The sequence below is a fragment of the Pseudomonas sp. LH1G9 genome (genome assembly GCF_002949975.1).
GTDB classification, from domain to species: Bacteria; Pseudomonadota; Gammaproteobacteria; order Pseudomonadales; family Pseudomonadaceae; genus Aquipseudomonas; species Aquipseudomonas veronii.
This window is the reverse complement of record NZ_CP026880.1, coordinates 5,259,463-5,279,779: the sequence shown is the minus strand read 5'-3', so window position 1 is coordinate 5,279,779 and position 20,317 is coordinate 5,259,463. Positions and strand designations below refer to the sequence as shown.

Genomic DNA, 20,317 nt, shown 5'->3' with positions numbered 1-20,317 from the left:
CGTAACCGATAGGGGGTTGGCGGGTGATGCCAAGAGTCGGCCAGGCGCGGTCAATGGGGTGTGAGGGGCGCGTCAAAGAAATGTGAATCACCGTCGATGGTGCAGTTTTGACGCTGAATCGATTCTCTTTATACTTAGCCTGCTATCATTTGTAACTATTGATTGCCGCTACGTTCTATCTGCTTGGATCGGTGGGGTCCACCTTGCTGCTGCCAAACCACAAGCTGCTCCTAGAAGCGGCTGATAAACCCGTGACCACATGATGAGGTACACCCATGTCTGATCAAGATCAAGACAACCCCCGGCGTGACTTTTTGCGCAAATCCTTGACCTTGATCCCGGTGGTCACGGTTGCCAGCACCGGCCTTGGCGGTTCGATGCTGATGGCCGCGCCCGCACCGGCCCAAGCCAGCCCCGCTCCGCCGCCGGTCAGCGACAAGGCGTATGAGCCGAGCTATTTCAGCGCCGAAGAATGGGCATTCATCAACGCCGCCGTGGCGCGCCTGATCCCCGCCGATGCCCAAGGCCCTGGCGCCCTGGAAGCCGGTGCGGCGGAATACATCGACCGCCAGATGAACACGCCCTACGCCAGTGGCGCGCTGTGGTTCATGCAAGGTCCGTTCAACGCCGACGCCGCGCCGGAAATGGGCTGGCAGAGCAAGTTGGTACCCAAGGTCATCTATCGCCTGGGCATTGCCGCGACGGATGCCTGGTCGAAAGCGTTCAACGGCAAGGCTTTTGCTGCGCAAGACAGCGCTACCCAGGATGACATGCTGCGCCGCCTGGAGGCTGGCGGTAGTGAGGTGAGTGCCCATTTCGACGCGGTGCCGCCGAAGATGTTCTTCAATTTGCTGCTGCAAAACACCAAGGAAGGCTTCTTCTGCGATCCGATCCACGGCGGCAATAAAGGCCTGGTCGGCTGGACCATGATCGGCTTCCCCGGCGCCCGCGCCGACTTCATGGATTGGGTGGAGCGCAACGAGCAATACCCCTTCCCGGCGGTTTCCATTCGCGGCGAGAGGGCATAAACGTGGCGACCATCATGAAAAAAGTGGATGCGGTGATTGTCGGCTTCGGCTGGACTGGCGCGATCATGGCCAAGGAACTGACGGAAGCGGGCCTCAACGTGGTAGCGCTAGAGCGCGGCCCGATGCAGGACACTTACCCGGACGGCAACTATCCCCAGGTCATCGACGAATTGACCTACAGCGTGCGTAAAAAACTATTCCAGGACATCTCCAAGGAGACGGTGACGATTCGCCATAGCGTGAATGACGTCGCCCTGCCCAACCGTCAGCTCGGCGCCTTTTTGCCGGGCAACGGCGTTGGCGGTGCGGGCCTGCACTGGTCGGGTGTGCATTTTCGCGTCGACCCTATCGAGTTGCGCATGCGCAGCCACTACGAAGAGCGCTACGGCAAACATTTCATTCCCAAGGACATGACTATCCAGGACTTCGGCGTCAGCTATGAAGAGCTGGAGCCGTTTTTCGACTACGCCGAAAAAGTCTTCGGCACCTCCGGCCAGGCCTGGACCGTCAACGGTCAGTTGGTCGGCGAAGGCCGTGGCGGCAACCCGTATGCGCCGGATCGTTCCAACCCGTTCCCGTTGGAGGCGCAGAAGAACACGGTGTCGGCGCAGCTGTTTCAGAAAGCAGCCACGGCAGTCGGTTACAAACCCTACAACCTGCCATCAGCCAATACCTCGGGGCCATACACCAACCCCTACGGCGCGCAGATGGGCCCGTGCAACTTCTGCGGTTTTTGCAGTGGCTACGTGTGCTACATGTACTCCAAGGCGTCGCCGAACGTGAACATTCTGCCAGCGTTGCGCCAGGTGCCGAACTTCGAGCTGCGGCCGAATTCCCACGTACTCAAGGTCAACCTCGACAGCACCAAGAGCAAGGCGACCGGCGTGACCTATATCGACGCCCAGGGGCGGGAATGCGAGCAGCCGGCCGATTTGGTGATTCTCGGCGCGTTCCAGTTCCATAACGTGCGCTTGATGCTGCTGTCGGGGATCGGCAAGCCCTACGACCCGATCAGCGGCGAAGGCGTGGTAGGCAAGAACTTCGCCTACCAGAACATGGCGACCATCAAGGCCTTCTTCGACAAGGACACCCACACCAACAACTTTATTGGTGCTGGCGGCAATGGCGTGGCTATCGATGACTTCAACGCCGACAACTTCGACCACGGGCCCCATGGCTTCCTCGGGGGCTCGCCGATGTGGGTCAACCAGGCCGGCAGTCGGCCGATCGCCGGCACCTCCAACCCACCCGGTACTCCGGCGTGGGGCAGCGCCTGGAAGCGTGCCACCGCTGATTACTACACCCATCAGGTGTCGATGGATGCCCACGGCGCGCATCAATCCTACCGCGGTAACTACCTCGATCTGGACCCGGTGTACCACGATGCCTACGGCCTGCCGCTGCTGCGCATGACCTTCGACTGGCAGGAAAACGACATCAAGATGAACCGCTTCATGGTCGAGAAAATGGGCAAGATCGCCGAAGCGATGAACCCCAAGGCCATTGCCGTGCTGGGCAAGAAGGTCGGTGAGCATTTCAATACCGCGTCCTATCAGACCACCCACCTCAACGGCGGCGCGATCATGGGCACCGACCCGAAAACCAGTGCGTTGAACCGCTACCTGCAGTGCTGGGATGTACACAACGTGTTTGTCCCCGGCGCGTCCGCTTTCCCACAAGGTCTAGGTTACAACCCTACCGGCCTGGTGGCGGCGTTGACCTACTGGTCGGCGCGAGCGATTCGCGAGCAGTACCTGAAAAATCCCGGCCCACTGGTTCAGGCATAAGGAACGATGACCATGAAAGCACGTGTTATCGCCTCCTTCGCGGCGTCCCTGGCGTTGCTCGGCAACTGCTCGGTGAGCGCCGCCGACACCGACCTGATCAAGCAAGGCGAATACCTGGCCCGCGCCGGCGACTGCGTCGCCTGCCACACTGCCAAGGGCGGCAAGCCGTTCGCCGGCGGCCTGCCGATGGAGACCCCCATCGGCGTGATCTATTCCACCAACATCACCCCGGACAAGACCGGCCTGGGCGCCTACAGCTTCGCGGACTTCGACAAGGCCGTGCGCCATGGCGTCGCCAAGAGCGGCAGTACGCTTTACCCAGCGATGCCCTATCCGTCTTACGCCCGCGTCAGTGAAAGCGACATGCAGGCGCTGTATGCGTACTTCATGAAGGGCGTGGAACCGGTCGCCCAGGAAAACCGGGCCAGTGACATTCCCTGGCCCTTGAGCATGCGTTGGCCGTTGGCGGCGTGGCGCTGGATGTTTGCCCCGCCCGTGGCGGATACCCCGGAAGTGGCGGGCGCCGATCCGCTGATCAGCCGTGGCGCTTACTTGGTCGAGGGCCTCGGCCACTGTGGCGCGTGCCATACGCCGCGGGCGCTGACCATGCAGGAAAAAGCCTTGAGTGCGGCCGACGGCAGCGCTTTTTTGTCCGGCAGTGCGCCGCTGGAAGGTTGGATCGCGAAAAGCCTGCGTGGCGACCACAAAGACGGCCTCGGCAGTTGGAGCGAAGAGCAACTGGTGCAATTCCTCAAGACCGGCCGCAGTGATCGCAGCGCGGTGTTCGGCGGCATGAGCGATGTGGTCGTCCACAGCATGCAGTACATGTCCCAGGACGACCTGACCGCGATCGCCCGCTACCTCAAGAGCCTGCCGGCGGTGGACCCTCAAAACCCGCCGCACCAGTACGACAAGCAGGTGGCCGAAGCGCTGTGGAACGGCGATGACAGCCGGCCGGGCGCGTCGGTTTATATCGACAACTGCGCCGCCTGCCATCGCACCGACGGTCATGGCTACACGCGGGTGTTCCCGGCGCTGGCGGGCAACCCGGTGGTGCAGACGGCGGATGCCACGTCGCTGATCAACATCGTGTTGAACGGCGGCACATTGCCGGCCACCCACACTGCGCCGTCCACCTTCACCATGCCGGCGTTTGCCTGGCGCCTGTCGGACCAGGAAGTGGCGGATGTCGTCAGCTTCGTGCGCGGTAGTTGGGGTAACAAAGGTGCTGCGGTGAAGGCCAGTGACGTGGCCGACCTGCGCAAGAATGACATGCACACGACGTCAGGCGACGACCTGGGGCAAGTCACGCAACCGCACTGACCGCCAAACGGCACTGGTCATCCAGCTAGCGCCCCTATACTGTATATAAAAACAGTATAGGGGCGTTTTCATGTCTGCACCTCTGCCGCCCCGTGGCCGGGGCACGGCGACCAACCTGCACAATCGTTTCGCGCCCACCGTCAGCGTGGTCGAGGACGACGGCTGGTACCAGGAGGTGCCGCCGACCCAGGGCACCGAAGTGCGTATCGAAACGGCCAAGACCATCATCACGCGCAACAACTCGCCGGACTTGCCGTTCGATCGCTCGATCAATCCTTATCGCGGGTGTGAGCATGGCTGCATCTACTGCTATGCGCGGCCCAGCCATGCCTATTGGGACCTGTCGCCGGGGCTGGATTTCGAAACCAAACTGATCGCCAAGACCAACGCCGCCGATGTGCTCGAACAGCAGCTGTCCAAGCCCGGCTACGTGTGTGCGCCGATCAACCTGGGTTCCAACACCGATCCGTACCAGCCGATCGAGCGCGAGTACAAGATCACCCGGCAAACCCTCGAAGTGCTGCTGCGCTATCGGCACCCGGTGACCATCATCACCAAGGGCTCGCTGATCCTGCGCGATCTCGACCTGCTCACCGAACTGGCGCGCCAGCGGCTGGTGGCGGTGATGATCAGCCTCACCAGCCTCGACGACGAACTCAAGCGCATCCTGGAGCCGCGCACGGCGGCGCCCAAGGCGCGGTTGCGGGCGATCCGGGTGATGCGCGAGGCTGGTATCCCGGTGGGGGTGCTGTGTTCGCCGATGATCCCGATGATCAACGACAGCGAGCTGGAGAGCCTGCTCACCGAAGCCCATGCAGCCGGTGCGCAAAGTGCGGCGTATATGATGCTGCGCCTGCCGCTGGAGGTGGCGCCGCTGTTCGAGGAGTGGCTCGCGGCGCATTACCCGCAGCGCGCGGCCCATGTGATGAGCCTGGTACGCCAGGTGCGGGGTGGGGGCGTGTATGACAGTCGCTTCGGCGTGCGTATGCGCGGAGAGGGGCCGTTTGCCGATCTGCTGGCGCAGCGCTTCAGCAAGGCAATCAAGCGCCTTGGGCTCGACCGTCGGGAAGGCTTCAATCTGGATTGCACGGCGTTCTGCCCACCGGGCAGGCAGATGGCGTTGTTGTAGACTATTGGGCAAATACGCACTGTGATCGTAGAGGTGGTCGCGTTTTGACATCACTGAAACCCGCGATCTAGAGCGGTTGATTCAGTTTGAGTTAAGTTTCGACGGCTACTTTGTTCAGCGAGTGACTGACGAGTTGGCACCCGGCTTTGCGGCGTTCTAAAACTATTCCATCGGCCCGGCGTCGAATTGACCTGAACCCTCCCCTGCATTAATCAAGAGGATGAATCATGAGTGACAAGGATAAACAGCCGTTGGCTGCGTCGGCTTCAGCCGCTCAAGTGGCGGAGTCCGCCGATGCAGCGCTAAAGCACATCGTTGACGGCTTTTTGCATTTCCATCACGACGTCTTCCCTCAGCAAGAAGAACTCTTCAAGAAACTCGCCACGGCCCAGAACCCTCGGGCGATGTTCATCACCTGCGCCGACTCGCGCATCGTGCCCGAGCTGATTACCCAGAGCTCGCCCGGCGACCTGTTCGTGACCCGTAACGTCGGCAACGTGGTGCCCCCCTACGGGCAGATGAACGGCGGCGTTTCCACGGCCATCGAATATGCGGTCCTTGCCCTGGGCGTGCAGCACATCATCGTGTGCGGGCACTCCGACTGCGGCGCGATGCGCGCGGTGCTCAACCCTGCGAGCCTGGAGAAGATGCCGACAGTCAAGGCCTGGCTGCGGCACGCCGAAGTCGCCAAGACCATGGTTCACGACAACTGCGACTGCGCCAATGAAGGCGAGAGCATGAAGATGCTGACCGAAGAAAACGTCATCGCCCAGTTGCAGCATTTGCGCACCCACCCGTCCGTGGCTTCGCGCATGGCCAATGGTCATTTGTTTATCCATGGCTGGATCTACAACATCGAGACCAGTGAAATCCGCGCCTACGATGCGGAAAAGGCGGCGTTTCGACCGCTGAACGGCACCGAACCAATCCCCTCCGCGACGCCTAAAGCGCGCTTCTAACACACTTCCCTGCCGGGTAGAGCGGTGGCTGCCATGGATGCAGCCAGGCTTTGCCGCGCCCGGCGAATGCCTCGGGAGAGTCATCATGCGTGCTGCTCAATTAAAAGCTGTGTTGCCTCGGGAGCTGCTGGCCTCCGTGGTAGTGTTTCTGGTCGCCCTGCCCTTGTGCATGGGGATCGCGATCGCTTCCGGCATGCCGCCGGCCAAGGGCCTGATCACCGGCATCATCGGGGGCCTGGTGGTGGGCTGGATGGCGGGGTCGCCGTTGCAAGTCAGCGGGCCGGCGGCGGGGTTGGCGGTGTTGGTGTTCGAACTGGTGCGCCAGCACGGCATGCCGATGCTCGGGCCGATCCTGCTGCTGGCCGGCTTGCTGCAACTGCTGGCCGGGCGTTTGCGCCTGGGCTGCTGGTTCCGTGTCACGGCGCCGGCGGTGGTCTACGGCATGTTGGCGGGAATCGGCGTGCTGATTGTGCTGTCGCAGGTCCATGTGATGCTCGACGGTGCGCCCCAGCCATCAGGGCTGGATAACCTGGCGGGCTTCCCGGCCGCGTTGGCAGCGGCGGTGCCTACCCTGGGCGGCGGCCTTGGCTGGCAGGCCGGTTTGCTGGGGCTGTCGACCATGTTGGTGATGTACCTGTGGGATAAGTTCCGCCCGCAACCGCTGCGGTTTGTGCCGGGCGCCTTGTTGGGTGTGGGCCTGGCAACGCTGGCCAGCCTGGTACTGGCGTTGCAGGTCAAGCGCGTGGAGGTGCCGGAAAACCTCGCCGACGCCATCGATTGGCTGCGTCCCAGCGACTTGCTGAACCTGGCCGATCCCCAATTGTTGATCGCCGCGTTCGCCGTGGCGTTTATCGCCAGTGCCGAAACCCTGCTTTCGGCCGCCGCAGTCGACCGCATGCACAGTGGTCAGCGTTCTGACTTCGATAAGGAATTGTCCGCGCAAGGCGTAGGCAACATGCTCTGCGGCCTGGTCGGCGCCTTGCCGATGACGGGTGTGATCGTGCGCAGCTCGGCCAACGTGCAGGCCGGCGCCACCACGCGCTTGTCGGCGATGTTCCATGGCGTGTGGCTGCTGGGGTTCGTGCTGTTGCTGTCGAGCGTGCTGCAAAGCATTCCGGTGGCGAGCCTGGCGGGCGTGCTGGTGTACACCGGGATCAAGTTGGTGGACGTCAAGGCGTTCCGCGCGTTGGGCCGCTACGGGCGGATGCCGATGTTTACCTACGCGGCCACGGCGCTGGCGATCGTCTTTACCGACCTGCTGACCGGCGTGCTGGTGGGCTTCGGGCTGACGTTGCTGAAACTGGCGTTCAAGGCTTCGCGCCTGAAAATCAGCCTGATCGACTTGCCCGGCCACGGTGAAATGGAATTGCGTTTGAGCGGCGCGGCGACTTTTCTGAAAGTGCCGGCATTAACCCGTGTGCTGTCGACGGTGCCGGCGGGAAACACCCTGCATGTACCGCTGAACAACCTCAGTTACATCGACCATTCTTGCCTGGAGTTGCTGGAGGAGTGGGGCCGGGCCAATGCGGCCAAGGGCGCAAAGCTGGTAATCGAGGCGCGGGGGTTGAAGCGTCGCTTGGAAGGTCGGGTGCGGACCACGACGGGGATCGGTTCGGCGCCGTTTACCAACTGACGGAACCGGATCAAAAATGCAGGAGGGGGCGTGCCCCCTCCCGCATGTGTTTAGCGTCAGGTCGAAGATTCAGGCCTGCTGATCCAGTTCCAACTCAATGCCCAACTTGCGCGACAGGCACGGCCAGCGCTTCCACGCTGCTTCCGTTGCCAGGCTTTTGAGCTGCTCGCGGTAGGCCTCGACCGATTCCAGCGCAAAGCTGTCTTCGCTGAGCATTTCATCTACCGCATGGTGTACGGCTTCGTCCAACTGGTTGGCAAAGGTTTCACCGATCAGTTGATGGGCAATCAGATTGGCCACGGTGGTGTCCGCTGGAATCAACGGTTGGCCGAAATGCTTGATATACAGGTCATTGACCTCTTCGACCAGGCGATGGGCCAGGTAGGCCTCGTCCAGCAGGCCGTCGAGACCGATATGGCCCGCCAGAATCGCGGGCGGTTGCAGGAAAAACTGCTCGGCAATCTTCAGTACCGGCTTGACCTGGCTTTCGATACCGGCCTCGCGGGCTACGTCGTTGGCGGCGTCCAGCAGGTCTGGGACGAGGTCGACGTAGGCAGTGACAAAGCGTGTCATGACGAGGTTACGATCACCCTCCGCCAGGGTAATGGCCGAATGCAGGTGCGGTAATTGTTTCTCGAGTTGCTGGGCCAGTTGGCCGGTGCTGGCTTCGTGTTGATGGGCACGGGAAATCTGCTCGCGCAATGCGGCGGTGTTCATGAAAGCTCCAGTGAAGCAGGCGTAGGAAAAGGGAAAGGACAAGGTAGTTCGTTTATACAAGCGTCTAAGACGCATTTGTCATAATTATTTCATGGTTATGCGCCGCTGTTATATCGAATTGCCATCGTTCGTCGGATAAACGATTCCGCCCCCCGGTCGTATGGGCCCCGTCCGTCTGTTTCAGCTCATTTGCCCCTGCACATTGCGGGGTGGCAGGTGCTGTCTATACTCGGTTTTGTACGCGATTAGCTGATGACGCCAGACTGCATAAGCAGGTGAGGCTAAGCGGTTGTAAGCAGTATGGAAGCCGCTCCCTTCGACGCAGGTGCACACCGGCGGGATAACAAGAACGATAAGGGGAACCCGCAATGACGCGACATCCACATGTTTGGATGGGCCTCCTGTTGTGGTCAGTATTCGGTCAGGCGCATGCCGCCTGGACAACGAATATGGCACCAGGGGCGACAGAAGTCAGTCACGCCGTGTTCGACCTGCACATGACCATTTTCTGGATCTGTGTAGTGATCGGCATTGTCGTATTTGGCGCGATGTTCTGGTCGATGATCCTTCACCGCCGGTCTACGGGCCAGGTGGCCGCCAAGTTCCACGAAAGCACCACCGTGGAAATCCTCTGGACCGTAGTGCCCTTGCTGATCCTGGTGGCGATGGCCATTCCGGCGACCAAGACCCTGATCAACATCTACGACAGCACGGAATCGGACATCGATATCCAGATCACCGGCTATCAGTGGAAGTGGCATTACAAATACCTCGGCCAGGATGTGGAGTTCTTCAGCAACCTGGCCACTCCCGCCGAGCAGATCCACAACAAGGCCACCAAGGGCGAACATTACCTGCTGGAAGTCGACCAGCCGCTGGTGCTGCCGGTGGGCGCCAAGGTGCGTTTTCTGGTGACCGCCGCGGACGTGATCCACTCCTGGTGGGTGCCGGCCTTTGCGGTCAAGCGCGATGCCATCCCCGGTTTCATCAACGAGGCCTGGACCCGTATCGAGAAGCCCGGCATCTACCGGGGCCAGTGCGCCGAGCTGTGCGGCAAGGACCACGGCTTCATGCCCATCGTGGTCGAGGTCAAGTCCAAGGCCGACTACGACACCTGGCTCGGCGAGCGCAAGGCCGAGGCCGCCCAGCTCAAGGAGCTGACCTCCAAGGAGTGGACGCTGGACGAACTGGTCGCCCGTGGCGACAAGGTCTACCACACCAGCTGTGTGGCCTGTCACCAGGCCGAAGGCCAGGGCCTGCCGCCGATGTTCCCGGCGCTCAAGGGCTCGCCGATCGCCACCGGAAGCAAGGAAGACCACCTGCACCGCGTCTACTTCGGCAAGCCCGGCACCGCCATGGCCGCCTTCGGCAAGCAACTCTCGGAAGTGGATATCGCCGCGGTGGTGACCTACGAGCGCAACGCCTGGGGCAACAACAAAGGCGACATGGTCACGCCCAAAGACGTGCTGGCTCTGAAACAGGCGGAAAGCAAATGACTCACTTCATTGCGAATGCGCTGAACCGCCCCGCCCACTCGTTTGCAGGAGAACGGCTATGAGCGCTGTGATCGATGACCATGGCCACGCCAGTGACCATGCCCACGGCCCCGCCAAGGGTTTGATGCGCTGGGTGCTGACCACCAACCACAAAGACATCGGCACGATGTACCTGTGGTTCGCCTTCACCATGTTCCTGCTCGGCGGCTCGTTCGCCATGGTGATCCGCGCCGAGCTGTTCCAGCCCGGCCTGCAGATCGTCGAGCCGGCGTTCTTCAACCAGATGACCACCATGCACGGCTTGATCATGGTGTTCGGCGCGGTGATGCCGGCGTTCGTCGGCCTGGCCAACTGGATGATCCCGCTGATGATCGGCGCGCCGGACATGGCCCTGCCGCGCATGAACAACTTCAGCTTCTGGCTGCTGCCGGCGGCGTTCCTGCTGCTGGTCTCGACCCTGTTCACCCCGGGCGGCGGGCCGAATTTCGGCTGGACCTTCTACGCCCCGCTCTCCACCACCTACGCCCCGGAAAGCGTGACGTTCTTCATCTTCGCCATCCACCTGATGGGCATCAGTTCGATCATGGGCGCGATCAACGTGGTCGCCACCATTCTCAACCTGCGCGCGCCGGGCATGACCCTGATGAAAATGCCGCTGTTCGTGTGGACCTGGCTGATCACCGCCTTCCTGCTGATCGCGGTAATGCCGGTGCTGGCCGGCTGCGTGACGATGATGCTGATGGACATCCACTTCGGCACCAGCTTCTTCAGTGCCGCCGGCGGTGGTGATCCGGTGTTGTTCCAGCATGTGTTCTGGTTCTTCGGCCATCCCGAGGTGTACATCATGATCCTGCCGGCCTTCGGCGCCGTCAGCTCGATCATCCCGACCTTTTCGCGCAAACCGCTGTTTGGCTACACCTCGATGGTCTACGCCACGGCGAGTATCGCGTTCCTGTCGTTCATCGTGTGGGCGCACCACATGTTCGTGGTCGGCATTCCGCTGGTGGGCGAGTTGTTCTTCATGTACGCCACCCTGCTGATCGCCGTCCCGACCGGGGTGAAGGTGTTCAACTGGGTCAGCACCATGTGGCAAGGCTCGCTGACGTTCGAGACGCCGATGCTGTTTGCGGTGGCGTTCGTGATCCTGTTCACCATCGGCGGTTTCTCCGGCTTGATGCTGGCCATCGCGCCGGCAGACTTTCAGTACCACGACACCTACTTCGTGGTGGCGCACTTTCATTACGTACTGGTGCCTGGCGCAATCTTCGGCATCTTCGCCTCGGCTTACTACTGGCTGCCGAAATGGACCGGCCACATGTACGACGAAACCCTGGGCAAGCTGCACTTCTGGCTGTCTTTCGTGGGCATGAACATGGCGTTCTTCCCGATGCACTTCGTCGGGTTGGCCGGCATGCCGCGTCGGGTGCCGGACTACAACCTGCAGTTCGCCGACTTCAACATGGTCTCGTCCATCGGCGCGTTCATGTTCGGTGCCACGCAGATCTTCTTCCTGTTTATCGTGATCAAGTGCATCCGCGGCGGCCCGCCCGCGCCGGCCAAGCCGTGGGACGGCGCTGAAGGCCTGGAGTGGAGCGTGCCCTCGCCCGCGCCGTACCACACCTTCACCACGCCACCGGAGGTCAAATGAACCGGCTTCCACAAATCCCCTCCCACACTGTCGGGTGATCGCCATGGCTGACTCCGTGCCACTCAAGCGCCTGGTCACCCGCCTGTTGATCCTGGTGCTGGCGATGTTCGCTTTCGGCTTTGCCCTGGTGCCGATCTACGACGTGATGTGCAAGGCGTTCGGCATCAACGGCAAGACGGCCGGGCAGTATGAGGGCGAGCAGATCGTCGATCCGTCGCGCCAGGTGCGGGTGCAGTTCCTGTCCACCAATGCCATCGACATGGTCTGGGAGTTCCATTCCAAGGCCGACGAGATCGTGGTCAACCCCGGCGCGGTCAACGAGATGCTCTTTGTGGCCTACAACCCCAGCGATAAGCCGATGACTGCCCAGGCGATCCCGAGCATTTCCCCGGCTGAAGCGGCGATGTACTTCCACAAGACCGAGTGTTTTTGCTTCACCCAGCAAGTGCTGCAACCCGGTGAGCGCATCGAAATGCCGGTGCGCTTCATTGTCGATCGCGACATGCCCAAGGATGTGAAGCATTTGACCCTGGCGTACACGCTGTTTGATATCACCGCGCGCCAACCGCCCGTGGCTGTCCATAGCGGCGGCTAGCTACTGTTTGCCCGCTCAATCAGGAGAGCGAATACATGTCGACTCATGATACGTACTACGTACCAGCGCAAAGCAAATGGCCGATAATTGCCACGGTTGGCCTGCTGATCACCGTGTATGGCCTGGGCGTGTGGTTCAACGACCTGAAGGCTGCGCGCCCGGAATCCCACGGGCCGTGGATCTTTTTCGTCGGTGGCTTGTTGCTGGCCTACATGCTGTTCGGCTGGTTCGGCGCGGTGATCAAGGAAAGCCGTGCCGGGTTGTACAGCGCGCAGATGGACCGCTCGTTCCGCTGGGGCATGACCTGGTTCATCTTTTCCGAAGTGATGTTCTTTATCGCGTTCTTCGGTGCGCTGTTTTATGTGCGGCATATGTCGGCGCCGTGGTTGGCGGGCGAAGGCTCCAAAGGCATCGCGCATATGCTGTGGCCGAATTTCGAGTTTGTCTGGCCGCTGCTCAACAACCCCGATCCCACGCTGTTTCCCGCGCCCGAAGGCACCATCAGCCCGTGGGGCCTGCCGTTGGTCAACACCATCCTGCTGGTGAGTTCCAGCGTGACCATCACCATCGCCCACCATGCGCTGCGCAAAGGCCATCGCGGTGCGCTGAAGCTCTGGCTGGCGATCACGGTGCTGCTGGGCCTGGGGTTTCTTGGGTTCCAGGCCGAGGAATACATCCACGCCTACAAAGAGCTGGGCCTGACGTTGGGCTCCGGCGTGTACGGCGCGACCTTCTTCATGCTCACCGGTTTTCACGGGGCCCACGTGACCATCGGCACGATTATTTTGTTCGTGATGCTGATGCGTATCTTGCGCGGGCACTTCAATGCCGAGCACCAGTTCGGTTTCGAGGCGGCCAATTGGTATTGGCACTTTGTGGATGTGGTCTGGATTGGCCTGTTTTTCTTCGTGTATGTGCTGTGAGGCGCGCTACCAAGGCGCATGTGACACCAACTGGCCGCTGAAAAAGCCCCAGGCGATCAACGCCACGGTGATCACGGCCAGCACGACACGCACGGTCAAGGCGGTGACGAGGCGGTTGGAGTGGCCCTCGTCCTTGACCAGAAAGAACAAGCCGCTGAACAGGCTCGCGACGGTCGCGATGAGCATCAGGGCAATGGCGGCTTTGAGCATGGTCTGGCTCCAGGGCTTATAGGGGAGGGGCGATGAAATCCAGTATAGCCAGTGCCATCCAGCGCTTTCGCCCCGGTATCGCGCCGACGTTGGTGGTGCTCGTGTTGCTGCCGCTGATGGTGGGCCTGGGGTTCTGGCAACTGTCGCGCGGCCATGAAAAACAGCTGATGGTGGACAGCTACGCCGAGCGCCGCGCCGCTGAGCCGGTGGGCAGTGCGCAACTCGATAGCATGGCTGATCCGGCCTTCCGTCGCGTGCATCTGCGCGGTCAATTCGACGGCGAGCACAGTGTGTTGCTCGACAACCGCATGCGTAATGGCAAGGCCGGCGTCGAGCTGCTGCAACCGTTTCACGACCAGGCCAGCGGCCTGTGGCTGCTGCTCAATCGCGGCTGGTTGCCCTGGCCGGATCGGCGCGCGCCGCCCGTCTTCAGCACGCCGGAACAGCCGGTGAATCTTGACGCCTGGGTGTATGTCGCACCCGGCGAAACCTTCCAGCTGCATGCCGACCCGGCGACCGCGCACTGGCCGCGCCTGCTCACCGCGCTGCATCCTGCCACGTTGTGGGCCGAACTGGGGCGCAGCGGTTTTGCCTACGAACTGCGCGCCGAAGCCGGCCCCGGCACCTACGACACCACCTGGCCCATCGTTGCCATGGGCCCGGAAAAACACCTGGCCTATGCGGTGCAATGGTTCGCCATGACGTTGGCGCTGCTGAGCCTTTACCTCTACCTCGGATGGCACAACGCAAAGGAGAAGCACCATGGGAGCGGCCATGAATCCACTCAACATGTCTGATGCGCCAGCGACGCCCGACCGGCGCAAAGGCCGCTGGCAGCTGATCCTGATCCTGCTGATGGTGATCGGCCCGATGGCGCTCGCCACCTTTATGTACAAACTGCAGTTCTGGGTGCCGGACAGTCGCAGTTACCACGGCGAACTGATCGGCAACGGCCAGACCCGCGCCGATATCGGCGTGCAGGCGGACGAACAGCGCTGGCAGTTGCTCGTCACGGCGCCCAGCGCCTGCGCCGCCGAGTGTCGGCAACTGGTGTACCTGGCGCGGCAGCTGCAGATCGGCCTTGGTCGCGATGCGTCCCGGGCCAGTCATGCCCTGGCCAGTGCGCAGCCGGTCGGCGCCGATTACGAGGCCAGGCTCAGGGCCGAATACCCGCAATTGCAACGCTACCCGCTGGACTTGACGACCTTCGGCAAAGCCGCCGCCGCGCCGGGCGAGGCGCAACTGTGGATCGTCGATCCCCACGGCAACCTGGTGCTGCGCTACGACACGACGGTCAAGGGCAAGGACTTGCTAAACGACCTGCGCCACCTGCTGAAACTGTCGAACATCGGATAAGGGCATCGTCATGGCCAAACCTGGATTTCGCCTCGCGCTGTTTGCCACCTTGCTGGCGCTGATTGTCGTATTGCTCGGCGCCTATACGCGCCTGACCCACGCCGGCCTGGGTTGTCCGGATTGGCCAGGCTGCTACGGTTTTATCAGCGTGCCGCAAAGCGACGCCCAGTTGGCCCATGCCGAGTTGCATTTCCCGGACACGCCGGTGGAGGCCGACAAAGGCTGGAGCGAGATGGTCCATCGTTACTTTGCCGGCACCCTGGGCCTGCTGATCGTGCTGCTGGCGGCGCGCTCGTGGCGGCATCGGCGCGACCCCGGCCAGCCGGTGAAGTTGCCGCTGTTCCTGTTGGTGGTGGTGTTCGCCCAGGCGGCGTTCGGCATGTGGACGGTGACGCTCAAGCTCTGGCCGCAAGTGGTGACCGGGCATCTGTTGGGCGGCTTTGCGACCTTGAGCCTGTTGTTTCTGCTGACCCTGCGCCTGTCCGGCGTGCTGCCCGCGCTGATCGTGCCCAAGCGCCTGCAATATTGGGCCACCGCCGGCCTGGTGCTGGTGATCGGCCAGATCGCACTAGGCGGCTGGGTGAGTTCCAACTACGCGGCGGTGGCCTGTATCGATTTGCCCACCTGCCATGGCCAGTGGTGGCCGGCGGCGGACTTTGCCAATGGCTTCCACCTGACCCAGCACATCGGCCCCAATTACCTCGGCGGCCAGCTCGACAGCGACGCGCGCACGGCCATTCACCTGACCCACCGCATCGGCGCGCTGCTGGTCACCCTGGTATTGCTGGGCCTGGCCTGGCAGCTGCGCGCGGTGGGCATGACCCGGCTCGCGGGCCTGCTGCTGATCGCCCTGGCGGCACAGATCGGCCTGGGCCTGAGCAACGTGTATTTCCACCTGCCGCTGCCGGTGGCGGTCGGTCACAACGCCGGTGGCGCAGCCTTGTTGCTGACCCTGGTACTGGTCAATTACCACGCCCGTACCAGCCTGGTCCGGGTGCGCCGCCAGATGCCGTTCGGCTGGCGCTTCAGCCCGCGTAAACACGTATCGGGCCTTATCACCCTCAAAGGAGAGATGCCATGGCGACCTTGATCGGCGCGCGTCACGGCCAGGCGATCTGGCGTGACTACCTGGAGCTGACCAAGCCGAAAGTGGTGGTGCTGATGCTCATCACCTCGCTGGTGGGCATGTTCCTCGCCACCCGCGCCGGGGTGCCGTGGGCGGTGCTGATCTTCGGCAATCTGGGGATCGCCCTGTGTGCCGGTGGCGCGGCGGTGGTCAACCACGTCGTCGATCGGCGCATCGATACGCTGATGGCGCGCACGCAAAAGCGCCCGATCGCGCAGGGGCGTGTGTCGCCCGGGGCGGCGCTGGCCTTTGCTTTGTTTCTGGCTGTTGCCGGGTTGGCGCTGCTGCTGGCGTTCACCAACCCGCTGGCGGCCTGGCTGACGCTGGCTTCGTTGCTCGGTTATGCGGTGATCTACACCGGCTTTCTCAAGCGCGCGACGCCGCAGAACATCGTCATCGGTGGCCTGGCCGGCGCGGCACCGCCGCTGTTGGGCTGGGTTGCGGTCACCGGGCATGTCAGCGCCGAGCCGCTGCTGCTGGTGCTGATCATCTTCGCCTGGACCCCGCCGCACTTCTGGGCCCTGGCCATTCACCGCAAGGAGGAATACGCCAAGGCCGATATTCCGATGCTGCCGGTCACCCATGGCGAGCACTACACCAAGGTGCATATCCTGCTCTACACCTGCGTCCTGCTGGCGGTGAGCCTGATGCCCTACGTCATCCATATGAGCGGCCTGCTGTACCTCGGATCTGCGCTGGTGTTGGGCGCACGCTTTCTGCAATGGGCCTGGGTGCTGTACCGTGGCGCTCAGCCGCACGCGGCGATCAACACGTTCAAGTACTCTATCTGGTACCTGTTCCTCCTGTTTATCGCCCTGCTCGTAGACCACTACTTATTGTTGAACCTATGACCCGAACTCAAAAAACTGTCTTCATTCTGGTGGCCATTGTCGCGTTGATCATGGGCCTGACCGTCAACAAGGTGCTCTCGGGCAAGGGCCAGGGCGACCCGACCGCCTTGATCGATGCCGGCATCATCCTGCTGCCGCAAAGCCGCCAATTGCCGCCGGTGACCATGACCAACCAGGACGGCCAGCCGGTACTGGTCAACGAGTTGAAGGGCAAGTGGAGCCTGCTGTTCTTCGGCTACACCTTCTGCCCGGACATCTGCCCCACCACCCTCGCCCAACTGCGCCAGATCAAGAGCGAGTTGCCCAAAGAAGCTGTGGATAAGTTGCAGGTGATCCTGGTCAGCGTCGACCCGAACCGCGACACGCCGACTCAGCTCAAGCAATACCTGGGCTATTTCGACCCGCAATTCGAAGGCCTGACCGGCGCGAATGTGGACGATGTGCAGAAGGTGTCGAACGCGGTGAGCATCCCGTTCATTCCGGCGGACACGACCAAGCCGAACTACACGGTCGACCACAGCGGCAACCTCGCGCTGATCGGCCCGGATGGCACCCAGCGTGGGTTCATTCGTGCGCCGCTGAACAACCAGAAGCTGGTGGCGCAGTTGCCAGGGCTGTTGCAGCGCAAATAACAGGCAACACAAAACACAGGTGGGAGGGGGCTTGCTCCCGATGGCGGTGGGTCAGTCAACGTATGCATCGACTGAACTGCCGCTATCGGGGGCAAGCCCCCTCCCACATTGTTTGATCTGCGGTGTGTTGGGGAGCGAGTCGGATCAGAACGCTGGCTTGATCGCGCCTTTGTACTTCTCTTCGATGAACTTCTTCACTTCAGGCGTGTGCAGGGCTGCGACCAGCTTCTTCACGGCGTCCGAGTCTTTGTTGTCTTCGCGGGTCACCAGGATGTTCACGTAAGGCGAGTCGCTGCCTTCGATGACCAGGGCGTCCTTGGACGGGTCCAGTTTGGCTTCCAGCGCGTAGTTGGTGTTGATCAGCGCCAGGTCGACCTGGGTCAGCACGCGCGGCAACGTGGCGGCTTCCAGTTCGCGGAACTTGAGTTTTTTCGGGTTGGCGGTGATGTCCTTGATGGTCGACAGGATGTTGGTCGGGTCCTTCAGGGTGATCAGGTTGTGCTTGGCCAGCAGCAACAGCGCGCGGCCGCCGTTGGTGGCGTCGTTCGGGATCACGACGTTGGCGCCGTCAGGCAGGTCGGCCAGGGTCTTGTACTTGCTGGAGTAAGCGCCCAGAGGCTCGAGGTGGACCGCGCCGACGCTCACCAGGTGCGTGCCCTTGGCTTTGTTGAACTCATCCAGGTACGGCTGGTGCTGGAAGAAGTTGGCGTCCAGGCGCTTTTCGGCCACTTGTACGTTGGGCTGCACGTAGTCGGTGAAGACTTTGACCTGCAAGTCCACGCCCTCTTTGGCGAGTGCCGGCTTCACGAATTCGAGGATTTCCGCGTGGGGCACCGGCGAGGCGGCAACCGTGATGGTCTCGGCGTGGGCCGAAAACGCGGCGACGGCAGCGAAAGCAACCAGTAGTTTTTTCATCCAGCAAGCTCCTTGTTCGGGCATTTATCGGCGTGTAGCCGGCAATAGCCGTTATTTTCGAGAAAAATGCACCACCAGCTTGTCGCCGACGGTTTGCAGAATTTGCACCAGGATCAACAACAGCACCACCGTGACGACCATCACATCAGTCTGGAAGCGCTGGTAGCCGAAACGGATGGCCAGGTCGCCCAGGCCGCCGGCACCGACGACGCCGGCCATGGCGGTGTAGGACACCAGTGTAATCGCCGTCACCGTAATCGCCGCGAAAATGCCGGGGCGGGCCTCAGGCAATAAAGCATGGGTGATGATCTGGCGCGTGCTGGCGCCCATGGACTGGGTGGCTTCGATGATGCCGCGGTCTACTTCACGCAGCGCGGTTTCCACCAGGCGCGCAAAGAACGGCGTTGCGCCCACGACCAGCGGCGGAATCGCACCGGCCACACCCAGCGAAGTGCCGGTGATCAGCACGGTGAACGGGATCATCACGATCAACAGGATGATGAACGGCAGCGAGCGCAGGATGTTCACGCTCAGCGACAGCAACGCGTACAGGCCTTTTTGCTCGAACAACTGGCGCGGGCTGCACAGAAACAGCAGCACGCCCAAGGGCAAGCCGAGCAGCACGGTGAAGAACAGCGAACCGAACAGCATGGTCATGGTGTCGCCGGTGGCGAGCCAGATTTCGGACCAGTCGATATTGGCGAAGAAACTCATCAGGACTTCCATTAGCGCAGCACCTCCATGTGGACGTCGGCGGCGGTGAAGCGGGCAAAGGCCGCTTCCATGTCACCGCCGGTGATGGCGAGGGTCAGTTGCCCGTAGGGGATGTCTTTGATGCGGTCGATGCGCCCGGCGAGGATGCTGTAGTCCACACCCGTTTCGCGGGCGATGTTACCCAGCAGCGGTGCGTAGGTCGCTTCGCCCTGGAACGTCAGGCGCACGATGCGGCCCGGTACATGGGCGAAATCATCGCGCTGCTCGCTTTCGTCGACCTGATCGGCTTCCTGGACAAAGCGCTTGGTGGTCGGGTGCTTGGGGTGCAGGAACACGTCGGCCACCGAGCCTTGCTCGACGATCACGCCGGCATCCATCACGGCCACCTGGTCGCATACGCGGCGGATCACGTCCATTTCGTGGGTGATCAGTACGATGGTGAGCTTCAACTCGCGGTTGATCTCGGCCAGCAGTTGCAACACCGAGGCGGTGGTCTGCGGGTCAAGGGCGCTGGTGGCTTCGTCGCACAGCAGGATTTTCGGCTTGGTCGCCAGGGCGCGGGCAATGCCGACGCGCTGCTTCTGGCCGCCGGACAGTTGCGCCGGGAACTTCTTGGCGTGGTCCGACAGGCCGACGCGCGCCAGCAGTTCGGCGACGCGCTGGTCGATGGCCTTGCGCGACAATTCGCCCGCCAGTGTCAGCGGCAGCGCCACGTTGTCGGCGACGGTCTTGGAGGCCAGCAGGTTGAAGTGCTGGAAAATCATCCCGACCTGCTGACGGAAACGGCGCAGGCCGTTGGCATCCAGGGCCGTGACTTCTTCGCCATCGACGTTGATCTGGCCGCCGCTGGGTTGCTCGAGGCGATTGATCAGGCGCAACAAGGTACTTTTTCCCGCACCGGAGTGGCCAATCAGACCAAACACCTGGCCGTTCTCGACGCGCAGGTTGGTGGGGTGAAGCGCGGGGATTTCCTTACCGGCGACGCGGTAGGTTTTATGGACGTTATGAAACTCGATCACGTAGCGAACCTTGTGGGGCGCATGGAAAAGGGATCAGCGGTTAGCCGGGCGCGCATTTTAGCCTGTCCGTATAGCGGTTCTTAGCATTTATTTCGCATTCAACCAGCGATTTGGCAATAACGCGATCAAAGGTCATAAAAAAGGAACGGTGCAAATTCGTGTCAGTCACTACTTCAGCAACTCGATTTCCCGGGTGCCGTGCCTGGGGTTTTGCTCAAACGAGCCGGGGACCGCTCTGGCCACTTTGAATAAGGAG

General features: G+C 61.9%; 20 protein-coding genes. 15 read left to right on the top strand and 5 right to left on the bottom strand.

Annotated elements, in window-relative coordinates; genetic code table 11:
* The first annotated feature begins 275 nt into the window (after nt 1–275).
* From C5F70_RS24285 to C5F70_RS24260, 6 genes are all read left to right on the top strand, one after another.
* Nucleotides 276–1,028: a gluconate 2-dehydrogenase subunit 3 family protein gene (locus tag C5F70_RS24285; RefSeq protein ID WP_046381546.1), complete on the top strand. Its 753-nt coding sequence runs from the start codon at nt 276–278 to the stop codon at nt 1,026–1,028.
* A gap of 2 nt (nt 1,029–1,030) precedes the next feature.
* Nucleotides 1,031–2,815, top strand: coding sequence for a GMC family oxidoreductase (locus tag C5F70_RS24280; protein WP_104904190.1), 1,785 nt, complete (start codon nt 1,031–1,033; stop codon nt 2,813–2,815).
* A gap of 12 nt (nt 2,816–2,827) precedes the next feature.
* The gene (locus C5F70_RS24275; RefSeq protein ID WP_104904189.1) at nt 2,828–4,138 is read left to right on the top strand and encodes a cytochrome c; all 1,311 of its coding nucleotides are present in this window, start codon (nt 2,828–2,830) and stop codon (nt 4,136–4,138) included.
* A gap of 70 nt (nt 4,139–4,208) precedes the next feature.
* Nucleotides 4,209–5,267, top strand: coding sequence for a PA0069 family radical SAM protein (locus C5F70_RS24270; protein WP_017849001.1), 1,059 nt, complete (start codon nt 4,209–4,211; stop codon nt 5,265–5,267).
* 227 nt (nt 5,268–5,494) lie between these two features.
* Nucleotides 5,495–6,226 (top strand): carbonic anhydrase, encoded by a 732-nt coding sequence (locus tag C5F70_RS24265; RefSeq protein WP_017849002.1) that lies wholly within the window; start codon nt 5,495–5,497, stop codon nt 6,224–6,226.
* Nucleotides 6,227–6,311: 85 nt separating this feature from the next.
* Complete coding sequence (locus tag C5F70_RS24260; protein WP_017849003.1) at nt 6,312–7,859, top strand: SulP family inorganic anion transporter; 1,548 nt, start codon at nt 6,312–6,314, stop codon at nt 7,857–7,859.
* A 69-nt stretch (nt 7,860–7,928) separates the two neighbouring features.
* Here C5F70_RS24260 and C5F70_RS24255 read toward each other — a convergent pair whose 3' ends face one another.
* Nucleotides 7,929–8,576 (bottom strand): hypothetical protein, encoded by a 648-nt coding sequence (locus tag C5F70_RS24255; RefSeq protein WP_017849004.1) that lies wholly within the window; start codon nt 8,574–8,576, stop codon nt 7,929–7,931.
* A 368-nt stretch (nt 8,577–8,944) separates the two neighbouring features.
* On the opposite strand from C5F70_RS24255, the gene coxB reads away from it, so the two are divergent.
* The 4 genes from coxB to C5F70_RS24235 are packed head-to-tail and all read left to right on the top strand — an operon-like array spanning nt 8,945 to nt 13,238.
* A complete protein-coding gene (gene coxB, locus C5F70_RS24250; RefSeq protein ID WP_026140284.1) occupies nt 8,945–10,072 on the top strand; it encodes a cytochrome c oxidase subunit II in 1,128 nt (375 codons plus the stop codon).
* 58 nt (nt 10,073–10,130) lie between these two features.
* On the top strand, nt 10,131–11,720 hold the full coding sequence (gene ctaD / locus C5F70_RS24245) for a cytochrome c oxidase subunit I (protein WP_017849006.1): 1,590 nt from the start codon (nt 10,131–10,133) through the stop codon (nt 11,718–11,720).
* Nucleotides 11,721–11,763: 43 nt separating this feature from the next.
* The gene (locus C5F70_RS24240) at nt 11,764–12,315 is read left to right on the top strand and encodes a cytochrome c oxidase assembly protein (RefSeq protein ID WP_026140285.1); all 552 of its coding nucleotides are present in this window, start codon (nt 11,764–11,766) and stop codon (nt 12,313–12,315) included.
* 35 nt (nt 12,316–12,350) lie between these two features.
* Complete coding sequence (locus tag C5F70_RS24235; RefSeq protein ID WP_104904188.1) at nt 12,351–13,238, top strand: cytochrome c oxidase subunit 3; 888 nt, start codon at nt 12,351–12,353, stop codon at nt 13,236–13,238.
* Between the two features lie 6 nt (nt 13,239–13,244).
* Here C5F70_RS24235 and C5F70_RS24230 read toward each other — a convergent pair whose 3' ends face one another.
* Nucleotides 13,245–13,448 (bottom strand): twin transmembrane helix small protein, encoded by a 204-nt coding sequence (locus C5F70_RS24230; protein WP_017849009.1) that lies wholly within the window; start codon nt 13,446–13,448, stop codon nt 13,245–13,247.
* Nucleotides 13,449–13,480: 32 nt separating this feature from the next.
* On the opposite strand from C5F70_RS24230, the gene C5F70_RS24225 reads away from it, so the two are divergent.
* Genes C5F70_RS24225 through C5F70_RS24205 form a run of 5 tightly spaced genes read left to right on the top strand, consistent with a single transcriptional unit; the run spans nt 13,481 to nt 17,413 of the window.
* A complete protein-coding gene (locus tag C5F70_RS24225; RefSeq protein ID WP_104904187.1) occupies nt 13,481–14,245 on the top strand; it encodes an SURF1 family protein in 765 nt (254 codons plus the stop codon).
* Entirely contained in the window at nt 14,211–14,804 is a 594-nt protein-coding gene (locus C5F70_RS24220) for a hypothetical protein (RefSeq protein ID WP_104904186.1), read from the top strand. Before C5F70_RS24225 ends, C5F70_RS24220 begins: the two co-directional genes overlap by 35 nt.
* A gap of 10 nt (nt 14,805–14,814) precedes the next feature.
* The gene (locus C5F70_RS24215; RefSeq protein WP_104904185.1) at nt 14,815–15,894 is read left to right on the top strand and encodes a heme A synthase; all 1,080 of its coding nucleotides are present in this window, start codon (nt 14,815–14,817) and stop codon (nt 15,892–15,894) included.
* Nucleotides 15,882–16,781 (top strand): heme o synthase, encoded by a 900-nt coding sequence (gene cyoE, locus C5F70_RS24210; protein WP_046381540.1) that lies wholly within the window; start codon nt 15,882–15,884, stop codon nt 16,779–16,781. Before C5F70_RS24215 ends, cyoE begins: the two co-directional genes overlap by 13 nt.
* Nucleotides 16,778–17,413 carry an SCO family protein gene (locus C5F70_RS24205; RefSeq protein WP_017849014.1) on the top strand — a complete coding sequence of 212 codons (636 nt, stop codon included), beginning with the start codon at nt 16,778–16,780 and terminating at the stop codon, nt 17,411–17,413. Before cyoE ends, C5F70_RS24205 begins: the two co-directional genes overlap by 4 nt.
* Before the next feature lie 144 nt (nt 17,414–17,557).
* Here C5F70_RS24205 and C5F70_RS24200 read toward each other — a convergent pair whose 3' ends face one another.
* Genes C5F70_RS24200 through C5F70_RS24190 form a run of 3 tightly spaced genes read right to left on the bottom strand, consistent with a single transcriptional unit; the run spans nt 17,558 to nt 20,061 of the window.
* Nucleotides 17,558–18,328, bottom strand: coding sequence for a MetQ/NlpA family ABC transporter substrate-binding protein (locus C5F70_RS24200; protein ID WP_017849015.1), 771 nt, complete (start codon nt 18,326–18,328; stop codon nt 17,558–17,560).
* A 51-nt stretch (nt 18,329–18,379) separates the two neighbouring features.
* On the bottom strand, nt 18,380–19,054 hold the full coding sequence (locus C5F70_RS24195; protein WP_017849016.1) for a methionine ABC transporter permease: 675 nt from the start codon (nt 19,052–19,054) through the stop codon (nt 18,380–18,382).
* Nucleotides 19,054–20,061, bottom strand: coding sequence for a methionine ABC transporter ATP-binding protein (locus C5F70_RS24190; protein WP_104904184.1), 1,008 nt, complete (start codon nt 20,059–20,061; stop codon nt 19,054–19,056). The genes C5F70_RS24195 and C5F70_RS24190 overlap by 1 nt, the downstream gene beginning before the upstream one ends.
* Nucleotides 20,062–20,317: the final 256 nt, after the last annotated feature.

What these genes read in the sequence shown, in the direction of transcription:
- C5F70_RS24205 (WP_017849014.1), top strand. Translation starts at nt 16,778, where the DNA reads ATGACCCGAACTCAAAAAACTGTCTTCATTCTGGTGGCCATTGTCGCG.
- C5F70_RS24265 (WP_017849002.1), top strand. Translation starts at nt 5,495, where the DNA reads ATGAGTGACAAGGATAAACAGCCGTTGGCTGCGTCGGCTTCAGCCGCT.
- cyoE (WP_046381540.1), top strand. Translation starts at nt 15,882, where the DNA reads ATGGCGACCTTGATCGGCGCGCGTCACGGCCAGGCGATCTGGCGTGAC.
- C5F70_RS24275 (WP_104904189.1), top strand. Translation starts at nt 2,828, where the DNA reads ATGAAAGCACGTGTTATCGCCTCCTTCGCGGCGTCCCTGGCGTTGCTC.
- C5F70_RS24270 (WP_017849001.1), top strand. Translation starts at nt 4,209, where the DNA reads ATGTCTGCACCTCTGCCGCCCCGTGGCCGGGGCACGGCGACCAACCTG.
- C5F70_RS24220 (WP_104904186.1), top strand. Translation starts at nt 14,211, where the DNA reads ATGGGAGCGGCCATGAATCCACTCAACATGTCTGATGCGCCAGCGACG.
- C5F70_RS24230 (WP_017849009.1), bottom strand. Translation starts at nt 13,448, where the DNA reads ATGCTCAAAGCCGCCATTGCCCTGATGCTCATCGCGACCGTCGCGAGC.
- C5F70_RS24225 (WP_104904187.1), top strand. Translation starts at nt 13,481, where the DNA reads ATGAAATCCAGTATAGCCAGTGCCATCCAGCGCTTTCGCCCCGGTATC.
- C5F70_RS24260 (WP_017849003.1), top strand. Translation starts at nt 6,312, where the DNA reads ATGCGTGCTGCTCAATTAAAAGCTGTGTTGCCTCGGGAGCTGCTGGCC.
- coxB (WP_026140284.1), top strand. Translation starts at nt 8,945, where the DNA reads ATGACGCGACATCCACATGTTTGGATGGGCCTCCTGTTGTGGTCAGTA.
- ctaD (WP_017849006.1), top strand. Translation starts at nt 10,131, where the DNA reads ATGAGCGCTGTGATCGATGACCATGGCCACGCCAGTGACCATGCCCAC.
- C5F70_RS24200 (WP_017849015.1), bottom strand. Translation starts at nt 18,328, where the DNA reads ATGAAAAAACTACTGGTTGCTTTCGCTGCCGTCGCCGCGTTTTCGGCC.
- C5F70_RS24215 (WP_104904185.1), top strand. Translation starts at nt 14,815, where the DNA reads ATGGCCAAACCTGGATTTCGCCTCGCGCTGTTTGCCACCTTGCTGGCG.
- C5F70_RS24285 (WP_046381546.1), top strand. Translation starts at nt 276, where the DNA reads ATGTCTGATCAAGATCAAGACAACCCCCGGCGTGACTTTTTGCGCAAA.
- C5F70_RS24255 (WP_017849004.1), bottom strand. Translation starts at nt 8,576, where the DNA reads ATGAACACCGCCGCATTGCGCGAGCAGATTTCCCGTGCCCATCAACAC.
- C5F70_RS24240 (WP_026140285.1), top strand. Translation starts at nt 11,764, where the DNA reads ATGGCTGACTCCGTGCCACTCAAGCGCCTGGTCACCCGCCTGTTGATC.
- C5F70_RS24235 (WP_104904188.1), top strand. Translation starts at nt 12,351, where the DNA reads ATGTCGACTCATGATACGTACTACGTACCAGCGCAAAGCAAATGGCCG.
- C5F70_RS24195 (WP_017849016.1), bottom strand. Translation starts at nt 19,054, where the DNA reads ATGGAAGTCCTGATGAGTTTCTTCGCCAATATCGACTGGTCCGAAATC.